This is a genomic window from Limnohabitans sp. 2KL-17 (assembly GCF_003063415.1).
Classification (GTDB): domain Bacteria; phylum Pseudomonadota; class Gammaproteobacteria; order Burkholderiales; family Burkholderiaceae_C; genus Limnohabitans_A.
In genome coordinates, this window is record NZ_NESK01000026.1 from 44,407 (window position 1) to 55,961 (window position 11,555).

At 66.4% G+C, this 11,555-nt stretch carries 11 protein-coding genes and 1 pseudogene; all 12 read right to left on the minus strand.

Annotation, left to right across the window (positions count from 1 at the left end; translation table 11 throughout):
- Positions 1-37: 37 nt before the first annotated feature.
- Positions 38-1,312 carry a glycosyltransferase gene (locus B9Z45_RS13265; RefSeq protein ID WP_108407702.1) on the minus strand — a complete coding sequence of 425 codons (1,275 nt, stop codon included), beginning with the start codon at positions 1,310-1,312 and terminating at the stop codon, positions 38-40.
- The gene (locus tag B9Z45_RS13270; protein ID WP_108407703.1) at positions 1,305-2,114 is read right to left on the minus strand and encodes a thioesterase II family protein; all 810 of its coding nucleotides are present in this window, start codon (positions 2,112-2,114) and stop codon (positions 1,305-1,307) included. Before B9Z45_RS13270 ends, B9Z45_RS13265 begins: the two co-directional genes overlap by 8 nt.
- 46 nt (positions 2,115-2,160) lie before the next feature.
- Positions 2,161-3,606, minus strand: a complete 1,446-nt coding sequence (locus B9Z45_RS13275) for a TolC family protein (protein WP_108407704.1) — start codon at positions 3,604-3,606, stop codon at positions 2,161-2,163.
- Positions 3,599-4,867: an ABC transporter permease gene (locus tag B9Z45_RS13280; RefSeq protein ID WP_108407705.1), complete on the minus strand. Its 1,269-nt coding sequence runs from the start codon at positions 4,865-4,867 to the stop codon at positions 3,599-3,601. Before B9Z45_RS13280 ends, B9Z45_RS13275 begins: the two co-directional genes overlap by 8 nt.
- Positions 4,868-4,878: 11 nt before the next feature.
- Positions 4,879-5,547, minus strand: a complete 669-nt coding sequence (locus B9Z45_RS13285) for an ABC transporter ATP-binding protein (protein WP_108407706.1) — start codon at positions 5,545-5,547, stop codon at positions 4,879-4,881.
- Positions 5,544-6,638: an efflux RND transporter periplasmic adaptor subunit gene (locus B9Z45_RS13290; RefSeq protein ID WP_108407707.1), complete on the minus strand. Its 1,095-nt coding sequence runs from the start codon at positions 6,636-6,638 to the stop codon at positions 5,544-5,546. Before B9Z45_RS13290 ends, B9Z45_RS13285 begins: the two co-directional genes overlap by 4 nt.
- 43 nt (positions 6,639-6,681) lie before the next feature.
- Positions 6,682-7,497 (minus strand): 1-acyl-sn-glycerol-3-phosphate acyltransferase, encoded by an 816-nt coding sequence (locus B9Z45_RS13295; RefSeq protein ID WP_108407708.1) that lies wholly within the window; start codon positions 7,495-7,497, stop codon positions 6,682-6,684.
- The gene (locus tag B9Z45_RS13300; RefSeq protein ID WP_233252202.1) at positions 7,494-8,657 is read right to left on the minus strand and encodes a DegT/DnrJ/EryC1/StrS aminotransferase family protein; all 1,164 of its coding nucleotides are present in this window, start codon (positions 8,655-8,657) and stop codon (positions 7,494-7,496) included. Before B9Z45_RS13300 ends, B9Z45_RS13295 begins: the two co-directional genes overlap by 4 nt.
- Positions 8,654-9,712 carry a radical SAM protein gene (locus tag B9Z45_RS13305; RefSeq protein WP_108407710.1) on the minus strand — a complete coding sequence of 353 codons (1,059 nt, stop codon included), beginning with the start codon at positions 9,710-9,712 and terminating at the stop codon, positions 8,654-8,656. The genes B9Z45_RS13300 and B9Z45_RS13305 overlap by 4 nt, the downstream gene beginning before the upstream one ends.
- The gene (locus B9Z45_RS13310; protein ID WP_108407711.1) at positions 9,709-9,927 is read right to left on the minus strand and encodes an MbtH family NRPS accessory protein; all 219 of its coding nucleotides are present in this window, start codon (positions 9,925-9,927) and stop codon (positions 9,709-9,711) included. The genes B9Z45_RS13305 and B9Z45_RS13310 overlap by 4 nt, the downstream gene beginning before the upstream one ends.
- A gap of 183 nt (positions 9,928-10,110) precedes the next feature.
- Entirely contained in the window at positions 10,111-10,989 is an 879-nt protein-coding gene (locus B9Z45_RS13315; RefSeq protein WP_108407712.1) for a 4'-phosphopantetheinyl transferase superfamily protein, read from the minus strand.
- Positions 10,990-11,097: 108 nt separating this feature from the next.
- A pseudogene (locus tag B9Z45_RS17620) lies at positions 11,098-11,314 on the minus strand (hypothetical protein); the annotation flags it as partial.
- Positions 11,315-11,555 lie beyond the last annotated feature (241 nt).

Here is an 11,555-nt window from a genome sequence, read left to right on the forward strand (position 1 = left end):
TTCCACTCCCGTTTTCATTCATGGTCCACTCCCGTTTTCATTCATGGGTCTGCCGCACGGCACCGACCTGCTGCGCCGCGACTTCCTCACACACGTCGGCCGCTCGCCGCGAACCGTCACCGGCGCGCAGGTCATCGCCCAATTGCCTGAGCCGCGCGCGGTCGGTGTGTGCGATCGCATCCGCCACTGCGGCCTCCAGGCCGGCCGCGTCGAACCGGCGCCCCGATAGCAGGCGGGCTAGCCGCAGCGCCTGCAGGCGCCGGCCGTTGTCCGGCTGGTCGTAGCCGATGGGCACGATCACCTGCGGAATTTGCGCGCGCACCGCTTGGGCCGCCGTGCCGATGCCCCCGTGGTGAACCAGCACCGCGCAGCGAGGCAGCAAGGCCGCGAAATCGGCCTCGGCAACGACGTGGATGCGCGGGTGCGAATGCGCCTCCGGGGGCAGATTGGCCTCGAACCGGCTGACGAAGATGGCCCGCCATGCGGTACGGCGGACCAACTCCAGCGCCGCCGCGAAGCGCGCGACGACATGACCCACGCCGGTTCCGAAGGTAAGCACCATCGGCGGCGGTCCGGCGTCCAGGAAGCCTTGCAGGGCCGCTGGCAGCGGCCCGTCATCGGCGTCGTGGGCAAACACGAAGCCGGCCTGCCGGATACCGAGCGGCGCCAATTCCTGCACGTCGTCGTACCAGGCCGGGTACAAGGCCATGCCGGGATGGCGGAAGAAACTCCAGTCCCGGAAGCGCCTGACGGCCGGCAGGGCATGGCGCTGCCGCATGGCGTTGAGGTCCGGCAGCAGCATGGCGTCGGCGGAGCGGTCGCCCCAGGCCAGCAGTCCGGCTTGAAGCCAGCGCGGGGAGCGCCGCAGCACAGCATGGCGATAGGGCAGTCGTCCGAGCTTGAAGAACTGCGTCGACGAATAGCCCAGGCACAGGCAGGCCAGGCCGCGGCATTCGGCGGCAAAGCGCGCACCGTAGGCGTTGCGGGTGCACACCACGGTTGGCGACCGCGCGGCTCGCGAGGCGATGAAGTCGAACGTCGCCTCGACGGGCCGCCGAAGATAGCCTCCAGGGGCCAGGCCGAGCCGCGTTCCGTCCGGTCCCCAGTAGGCCGGACTCTCTACATCGGCTAACCAGGCCGCGCGCGTGTCGACCGATTCGAAGTTCAACCCATCGGCCCGCGCCCGCGCGGCGAACGGCTCGGGGGCCAGCACCGAGACGCCATGGCCGCGCCGATGCAGTTCGCGGGCGATGCGCAATGCTGGCCAGACGTCACCACCCGTGCCGAGGGCTGCGAATATGAAGTCACTCATGGCGTTCCAGTGGGCGGGCCCAAGATCCCGGGGCGCGCGGCTGCGCGGGGCAGGTGAGGCTCGTGAGCTGCCGGCGGATGCAGTCGACGACAGCGGCGCGCGCCGAATCGACGAAGAAGTGCCCGCCGTCGAACCAATGAACCTCGCAGCCCGCGCCGGCCTCTTCGGCCCAGGGCGGGACGAGTTCGGCCGGCACTGCGGGGTCGTCACGGCCAGCCAGCACGGTCAGCGGCAGCGGCACCCTTGCCGCGGTTCGGTAGCGGTAGTCGTGCACCAGGGCGAAGTCGTCGCGCACCACGGGCAGCAGCAGTTGCATCAGTTCGCGGTCGGCGAGCACCTCGGCAGGTGTGCCGTGGTAACGGGCCAGTTCCTGGCACAGCGCAGCGTCGTCGAGCTCGTGCAGGGGACGGCCCTGCGGCTGCTGTCGTGGTGCGCTGCAGCCGGACACGATCAGGTGACGGGGCGTGCACGGACCCGAGGCGCAGGCCCGTGCGACCTCGAAGGCCAGCAGTGCGCCCAGGCTGTGCCCGAACAATGCAAAGGGCAGATCGGCATGCCGCTGGATCATCTGCACCAGCTCATGGCACAAGCTTCCGAAATGCCGACGCGAGCGCTCATGAAATCGCATCGCGCGCCCTGGAAGCTGCACGGCCCGAACTTCCACCCGGGGACCGAGAAGTTCCTGCCAGGCCAGGTACGCCGCAGGATGACCGCCGGCGTGCGAGAAGCAGAACAGCCGCAGGGATGCCGAAGGCTGGCGCTGACCGACGAGCCACGGGTCGGCCCGGTAGGGACTCAGCATGCGGATCTCCTTTCGTTCGGGCGCACGGCAAACGCAGCACTGCGCCTCATGGTTTCGCCTCGGCAGTCACGTCCTTGATCGAGACAAACTTCAGCCTGACCAGTGCGGCGACCCGGCCGATGCGCCGGTCGAGAATGTCGGCATCGGCCGCCGCCACCGCCATGTGCGCCTTCTCCACGTCCTCGGTGTAGGCGCGCCCGGCGCCGAGCCTGGCCTGCGCGACCTGCAGCCGCAGGGCCTCGACCTGGCGACGCTGCTGGGCGTACTCGAACTGGGCTTCCGCCTTGGCCAGGGCACCCGCCAGGCCTTGTTGCGCGAGCGACAGCCTGCTCTGGACGCCGGTAGCCTCCTCGAGCATGCGTTCGGCGTTCATCCTGGCCTCCAAGATGCGCGACTGGGTCGCGAACCCCGAGAACAGATTGTGCGTGACGGTCACCCACACTGAGGAAGTGCCCCTGCGCATGTCGGTGAACGCCGATCCGATCGACGAGTCGCTGCGGCCTGCGCCGACGTACTGCGCCAGCAGCCGAACCTGGGGCAGGTTGGCCGATTTCTCGACATTCACCAGCTCGCGCGCCGCCTGGCTCATGGCGTGGGCACGGAGCAGTTCGGGCTCGTTGCCCGGGCCGGCAGCGTCGGCGTTGTCGGGTGCGATGCCACGGGCCTCGAGCGCATCGAGCTCGTGCGTGAAGTTCGTCAGAAGGGGGCCCAGTTCCTCGGGGCGAGCAGGCGAGACATCGGAGCGGCGGCCCAGTGCGCGAAGGAACTCGGCACGGCGCGCGGCGACCTCCTGCGACTGCGTCTGGACGTCCAGGTCGCGCTGCGCTCGGGCGAGGGCGTCGGTTTCAGCCTCGAGCTGGCTGGCCCGGCCCGCCACCAGGCGTCCCGCAGTGGCCTTCTCCAGACTGCGCGCGACCTCGGCCCATCGGGTGGCGATACGCCAGCGGTGCCACGCCTGGCCCAGGTGCAGATAGGCCAGCGTGACGTCGCGCATGACCTCCCGGGTCTGCGCCTCGGCACCCAGCATGTCGGCCTGGTGAGCGGCCTGGGCATTGCGCAGCAAGGCACTGTCGCGACCGCCCGTGTAGATGTCGTTGCCGAGCTGCAGCGCGGGGCTGACGGTGTAGCGCGGCGACAATCGCGCCACCGCCACCGTCACGGTCTGGCCCTGGACCGTGCCCGTGGCAGTCACACCCGAGAAGGTGTCGTAGACCGTGTTGCTTTGCGCCGTCAGCAGCAGGTCGACAGTGGGGTAGAAACGCGCCGCGGCCTGACGGATCCGTTCCCGCGCGATGTCGCTGCGCAGCGCGGCGGTCCGCATCTCGGGCCGGTCGTTAAGGGCCGTCGCCAGCGCCGTAGACAGCGCATCCGGCAGCGCCGAGGGCGCCGAGGCAGGCGCCACGACCGACGCCGGCTGTGCGAGAGCGGACTGCATCGGCACTGCCACGCCCAGCGCGACGAGTGAGAGGCAGAGGATGCGTGCTCTATTCATAGCGCAGCGCCTGGACGGGATGCAGCCGCGAGGCGCGATAGGCGGGCACGATGCCGGAGGCCAGGCCCACGAGAACGGACACGACGAAGGCCGCGATGATCGACGGCACGGAGATCACCAGCGGAAACTTCGCGAGTACGGCCAGCCCGACGCTGGCGGCCGCACCCAGGACCAGCCCGACCACGCCGCCGACCGCGCTGATGAGTCCGGCCTCGATCAGGAACTGCAGCAGGATTGCCGCCTGTGAACCGCCGATTGCCTTGCGGATGCCGATCTCACGGGTGCGTTCGAGCACCGACGTGCTCATGATGTTCATGATGCCAAGGCCTGCCACCAGCAGCGAAACGGCCGCTGCGACGAGTCCGATGAGTGACACTCCGGCGAGGATGCGGTCGGCGGTCTGCACATAGTTCGCCATCGATTCGCTGCGGTACTCGAACTCGCCGCGGTGACGCCGCCGCAGCGTCGCAGCGACCTGGGCGCCGACCTCCCTGGCATCGGTGCCTTCGGCCGATTCGCCCTGCAGGAGGTCGAAGTCCGTGCGGCCAAGCATCTGCTGGGCAACGGTCCAGGGCAGCATCACCCGGGCGTTCACATTTTGTCCGCCGCCGGAGCCGATGCTCGACAGAAACGACCGGTCCTTGGCCTGCAGGACGCCGATCACCTCGAAACTTTGACCGCCGATCGACACCTGCCGGCCGACGATGCGCAAACCGTCTCCGAACAGATCAGTGGCGACCTGCGCGCCGATGATGGCCACCGGCAGCCGGCGTGCGATGTCCTGCTCCTTGAAGCCGCGACCGGAAGCAAGCTGATCGTTGTTGATCGCTAGGTAGGACAGGCCGACCCCTTCGAGCTTGGGCAGGCTGTAGCGGTCGGCATGGCTGGCCATTAGCTTGGCGCCGCTGCTGTCGCGCGTGCCATAGACCACCGGCGTGACCCGCGCCAGCCCGTTGCAGCACATGTTGGCGGCCAAGGCATCCACGTCCTCGATGTCGATGCCGGAGCCACCGCGCCGGGCTCGCATCGGGTCGACGATGCTCTGGTCGGGGAGCACCCAGATCGACCGTAGGCCGAAGGTCTGCAGCTCGTCGAAGATGAACTGCCGACCGCCCGTGCTGATGGTGCCGATGAGGATCACGGCCGCGATGCCGATGGCGATTCCCATGATGCTCAGCAGCGAACGCAGCTTGTAGTCGCTCATGCTGAGCGTCGCTTCCTCCAGCGCATCGAGAAAAAGGACGAGTGAGGGCAGCCGCATGTCAGGGGGTCTCAGGCGGCGTTCTGGATGCGGCCGTCGGCGATGTGCAGGATGCGCTGCGCGAACGCGGCGACCTCGGGCTCGTGGGTGACCATAAGGATGGTCTTGCCCTCGCGGTGCAGCGACTGGAACAGACGCATGATGTCGCCTCCGGACGCCGAGTCGAGGCTGCCCGTGGGCTCGTCCGCGATCAGCACCGAGGGCTGGTTCACCAACGCGCGGGCAATCGCCACGCGCTGCTGCTGGCCGCCGGAGAGCTGGGTGGGTGCATGCTCGAGCCGCTCAGCCAGCCCCACGTCGGCGAGCGCCTTGGCGGCGCGCTGGCGCCGCTGTTCGCGCGTGACGCCGGCGTAGAGCATCGGCAGTTCGACGTTTCTCTGCGCGGTCAGGCGCGGGATCAGGTTGAACAGCTGGAAGACGAAGCCGAACTCCCGGTTGCGGATGCTCGCCAGTTCATCGACCGTACGATGGCGGATCTCGCGGCCGTCAAGCTCATAGCTGCCCTCATCGAGTTCGTCGAGAAGGCCCAGCACGTTGAGCAGCGTGGACTTGCCCGATCCCGACTGGCCCATGATGGCCACGAACTCGCCCCGGGCGACGTCGAGCGAGACGTCGCGCAGCACCTGCAGGGTGTTGTCGCCGAGCTGGTAGCGGCGGCAGGCCTCGCGCAGGCGGATCATGGCTGGACGCTACCCGTGAACCGCACCGGCGTGCCCTCGGCCAGGACCTGCCGCGCATTGGGCAGCACCACCTGCTGCCCCTGGGTCAGTCCATCGAGTATCTCGATCTGCTTGCCGTCCTGGATGCCGGTGCGCACACTCTGCAGGCGCAGTCGGCCCTCAGTGACCACCCGGACGACATCGGCACCGTCCTTCTCGGTCACGGCATCCAGCGGCACAAGCAGGGACTGCGGCTTCGAAACCGTCAGGATGCGGGCGGTAAGCTGCTGGTTCAGCCGGGCAGCGAAGCCGCTGGCCGGCATTGCCGCGATCACGATCAGTTGGTTGCGGGAGCCGTCCGGCTGGAGCTTCGGCTCGATGCGCACGATGCGGGTGCTGCCGACGCGGTCCGGTGCGCCCTCGGTGGCCAATTCCACGGTCTGCCCGGGCTCGATCTGGTCGGCAGATCCATGGTCGACCTTGATGCGCACTTCCAGCGAGCCGTGCGACGCCAGGCTCAGCAGGGGTGCGCCGGCCTGTAAGAACTCTCCAGGATGCGCGGAGACTGCGGTGACCACCCCGTCGGCGGGTGCGGTGACGGCGAGGGCCGCCAGTTTCAGGCCTGCGGCACGCACGTCAGAGCGGGCAGCCTCGCGCAGGGCGCGCGCAGCCGCCAGGCGTGACTCGGCCTGGTCGACGGCGTTGCGCGCCTGGCCGCCAGCGCGCCAGACGGCCACCTCGGCCTCCACCTCGAGTTCTGCCTGCCGGACCTGGGCCTCCTGTGCGCCGAGGCGGGCCTCGGTGTTGCGCAGTTGCTCGGCAGACAGTCCGCTGTCGAGCACGGCCAGCGTTTCGCCGCGCTGCACCGTCTGGCCCACCTCGTGATGCAGCTTCAGCAGGTGCGCCGCGTGGGGTGCAGAGATGGTGAAGTTCTGCTGTGCATCGACGAATCCGGTCGCCCTCACGAACGCCGAGATCGGCCCTCGCGAGACCGCGATGCCCTTCACCTCGACCGGCTGGTCGCTGCGAGCGAGCATCCAAGAAGCGAGCGCCAGGCCGCCGGCCACCGCGACAAGCAGGAGGGCCACCGACCATTGCATCGCCCGGCTCATTCAGCAGGTCCCTGTCGGCCGTCCGGGCGCGCCGCTCTGGTGGTCATTGACACAGCCTTTCGGCGTGCATCTCGCGCAACTGCGAGTTCATGGAGGCCTCGAGTTCGGCCGTTACGCGGGCGATGTCCTGGCGTCCGAGGCCCTCGGTCAAGACCGGCGGCAGCACGCGCAGGCGCACGACCTTCGGTTCCCCATGCCCCGATGGACGCTCGAAGGTCAGTTCGCTGTCTGCCATTACCACCGGGACGATGACTGCCCCGGCCCGCATCGCGAGTCCCACGCATGACGAGCCGAAGCCGCGGACCTGGCCGTCGCTCGAGAAGGTGCCCTCGGGAAATACCGACAGCGTCTCACCCTGGGCCAGGTATTTCTCGGCGCGACGGAACTCAGCCAAGGTCAGGCGCTTGTCCGACTTGTCGTGAACGAAGTACAGGTCAAACACGCGACCCACCTTCGAGACAAGACCGAAGTGCTCGGTCGTGATGTGCGCGGTGTTGGACCAAAACGCCTTGAAGGGCATGTCCATCAGCGCCATAAGGATGTAGCCGTCGAATCGACTGTTGTGGTTCACCATGAGCAGACGCGGCCGCCCACTGGTGGCGGCCAGGTGCTCCGCGCCGTCGAGCCGTGACCGGATGCCGTTGAGCCGAAGGAACGCCGCGCTCAGCGCGCGCGGAATGGCGTGGCGCGTGCGTCGGGCGTGGCCGCTGCCCAGGCGCGGGGCGATCCAGCTCTGGTAGGCCATACCCAGGATCGCCGGCAGCGCCATCAGTGCGACACGCAGTCGGAACAAGCGCGCGCGGTGCGTGTACGAAGGCCCCGGTGCGGCCTGGGCGGGTGAGTCTGCAGAGGAAGTCATGCTTGCACCCCGGCGCTGACCGCCACCTGGGGCACCCGGCTGGCGCGCTGGATCACGTTGACCAGTCGCGCCTGCAGCCGCTTACCCACCTGGCGCCCGAGTGGCAAAGCCAGGTGATCCCGCGCCAGCGCTACGGTACAGGGCAGTACGGCACCGTCGGCCTGCATACGCTCGACCAACATGTGCGAGCCTGGGTAGATTTCCTCCACCGGCAGGCCATCGGCACGGCAGGCGGCCAGAATCGCGGCCTTGTGTGGTGAAACCAGGATGCAGTTGCGGTGGGCCGGGGACACGCCCTCCGGCGAAATCAACAGCCGTGCCCCCGGCACACCCTGCAGCAGGTGCTGATAGACGGACACCTGGTCCCTGCGCAGGGACACGTTGCGTGTCAGGGCGCTAAGATTCGCTGCGAGAAAAGGCACCGCCAGCGGCGAAAGCCGGCTAGGGACACAGGGCTGCGGCGTGACGAGCGCGAGGGCCCAGTCCACGACGGCGTCGTGTCGCAGTGCCTGGGCGACATCGGCGCGGTCGGTCACCACCATGCCGCCGTCGCATGGTGCACCCACCAGCTTGGTCGCATGGAAGCTGAAGCAGCCGACGTCACCCCAGGTGCCGGCGGCACGTCCTTCCAAGCTTGCGCCGATGCCTTGACAGGCATCCTCGACGACGCGCAGCCCATGGTCTCGTGCAATGCGCAGGATCTCGCGCATCGGCGCCATGCTGCCGTACATGTGCACGGGCAGGATTACAGCGGTTCGGGGGGTGATTGCCTGCTGGAGCCCGCTGGCGTCCATGAGGCCTGTGGCGGGGTCGATGTCCACGAAGCAGCACTTCGCGCCCAACTCATGGATCACCGTCAGGGTCGTGACCCAGGTGTTCGCGACCGTCACCACCTCGGTACCCGGACCGACCCCCGCCTGGCGCAGCGCCAAGTGCAAGGCAGAGGTGCCGGAGGCCTGTCCGATGGCGTGGGCAACGCCCAGGTGCCGTGCGAAGCTTTGCTCGAAGTCGGTGACGTAGGTCTGGAGCTGGTTGAGGCTGCGCAGCCCCAGCACGTGACGAAATCCGGCGCCGATGGCAGCAGACGCGCCCTCATGCCGTTGTGGAAAGTCGTGGAAGGCTGGAGGGCGACCGAACATCAACTGGGTCAAGGCTCTCATGAGAGCCACCGCAGCCAGCTCGGCACCCGTGAGGGTAGCTTGAGTTGAGAGGTGCATCGGGTGCAGGCCAGCGCGTTCTCCCGTTCGGCCCGGTGCACGGCCGCGTAGGCCTCGGAGCGTGGCAGGTCGTCGAGAGACTGCCAGGTCAGGTCGAGCACCGGCGCGTACTCTTTGCAGGTGAACAGACGCAAGCGCGCATCGAGGAAGGCGCCCGCCTGGGGCAGCCGGCAGCGGCCGCTGCGTTTCCAGTCAGGCTCCAACGAGTCGCGCAGTTCGGACATTTCCGTCCGACGTCGCGTGGACACTGTCGACGGCTCCGACAGGATCGTGTCGAGCTGGCGTCGGATGACGTCTATCTGAGCTGGCGCAAAGCGGAAGGACTCGCTGTGCGCATCGAAGGACAATTGGCTCGTGTAGTTCGGATTGACCTCGATCATCTTCGCGGTGAAATCCAGGCCGCGTGACGTAATTAGCCGGTAGGCCGACAGCAGCTCCGTGTGGTTGACAGGCGTCACCGTGAACTTCACTTCCACGGTCAACTTCGGGAAATTTAGGCACAACGCCTCGATGTTGTCAAGGCTCTTGCGAAGGGCCCCAGGACGACCTCGCTGCACGTCATGAGACTCGACGCCATCGATGCTGGTGATCAGCTTGACGCGGCTCCAGTCCTGAGTGTGCGCAAAGGCTCCCATCATGGGCTTGAGCAGGTTTGCGTTGCTCGAGAAGCTGTAGAACAGGTCCGGCCGCACCTGCACCAGACGCTCATACAGTGCGCCAGCACCCGCGTGAGCGAACGGCTCGCCGCCGGTAAAGCCGATACTGCGCAGGCGGGCGAAGTAACGATGGCTGATGAAGCGCAAGAAGTCGTCGGCGGTCCAAGGAAACTGCTCGCGCAGGCCCATGGAAACAGCGAAGTCGCACATCCAACAATCCAGGTTGCACAACTCCGTCAGCATCACTGTCAATGAAGCGAATGCGGGGACCGGTTTTGCTACCGGCTGCGAACCCAGAGCCGGCAGAGCCTTGGCGCCCTGAGCGATGGGAATGACCTTCATGGGGAATCAGCCCAGGAACCGAACCCGTCAGCCCCGCGCAGACTGCGAGGGCGCATGTCGACCCAAAGCTCGTTGATACGTTCGAAGCAGGCAGCCTTGTCCCCCTCGAAGCCAATTGCACGCCAACCAACGGGCGGAGCCTTCTTAAAGGTCGGCCAGATGGAGTACTGCTCTTCGTCGTTGATCACGACCAGGTAGTTGAAGCCTTGTTCCATACCCTCTCCCCTCTCCGATGAATTAGTCGCCAGATCGCACGCGCACAGCGTAAGCGGAATAGTAACACTTTCTTCTACAAAAGTATACCAGACGATCTGTGCACTCCGTGCTAACTCGACTTGGATTGCGGTGTCATCAACGGGTCATCAAGCTGCTGATGGCAACAAGCCTGCTCGAAGGATTCAAGCCCCGTCTGCAGCCCAACCGCCGGGCTCGGCCTGCCAGCCTGCCGTGGGCATCGCAGCTGCTGGCCGCAGATTCGAGCCAGATACGTCGTTCACCAGGCAGTGGATCCGGATGTCAGGATGGAAGTCCGTGGCCAGTGCCGCGTGCACCCCGCGATCCCTCGGCAGCATGAACAGCTGCCATGTGCGCGGATCACTGAGTAGACGCGTACTCCCTGCTGTCTCGCCGCGGCAGACCACGCTGAACGACGACAGCGAGTTGGCCAAGCCTCCGCCTTGCGCCTTGATGACAGCCTCCTTCAATGTCCAGACTTGAAGAAAGCGCTGGTTCAAAGCTTGTGCTGTGTCGCCGCTCAGCACGTAGTCCACTTCGTCCGGGCTGAAGCAGCTGCGGGCCAGCGAGGAAACGTCTAGATCCTGCCCGGAGACCTCGATGTCCACGCCCATTTCGCCGCCACGAGTGATGCCCACTAGGAGTTCGCTGCCGCCGTGCGACATATTGAAGGCCATTGCCCCGGCACAATTACAGGCCGTCAAGCGCGGTTTTCCGTGCGCACCGTGCATAAGGTGAATGTCCGCAGCGGGCACACGCACATAGGCAGCAAGCAGCAGACGAAGAACTGTATGCGCCTTCACGTAGCGTGCGGCATCGTGGGGCCGCAGGAATCGGCTCGCACGTTGCATTTCGATGTCGTCCAAGGCGACGACAGCGGTGAGGTCGGCCAGTGGCAGGGCGTCGAGGCTGGCGAACCACAGGTCGAGTCGCGAGCCTGTCATGCCGGCTCTCGCCGATGTCCCAACAGAGACTCCGCTCATCAGGGCCCGCCAAGGCACTTCGTTGACTGCAGCTTGGAAGTTGTTCATCTGTTTGGTCACGGTTCACGTTCGGCGGCGTGCCGCAGTGAAGCCGACGCGGGGCGTGGCGCCAAACGCACGGTAGGTGTGCGTAGCAGGCCTCAGTGGGCGACTATGCGCATCAGCGCATCATTGCTGAGCTCGATCAGCAGAGCCTCCGATCAGCAGCACCTCACCGCCGCCTTCGATGATCTGATTATAAAAGCTTAGTTTAGCACTCGACGAGTGCGTCGATCTTCTCTTCGAAAGTCCCCCGTCAGACGAATTTGTGGACCAGCACGTTGTGTCTTTGGCCGATCCGGTAGGCCCGGTCGGTGGCCTGGCTCTCGACGGCAGGATTCCACCAAGGGGTCCCCTCGTTTTCAGTGCAATAACTGGCGGTACGCAAAGCTAGCACTGGCGCGGGGGTGGTCTGAGTAGATCGTTGATTTCATTGGGTTTCCTGTTCACTTTGCAAACGTGTTGCCGCCGACCGAAAACTGACCATCTAAACCTAGTAGTGCCGACTCAAAATTGACCAGGGTGTTCAACTGGCCTGCTGAAATATTCAGCAGGAGAGATAGAAGGTGATCACCATGGAAATGATA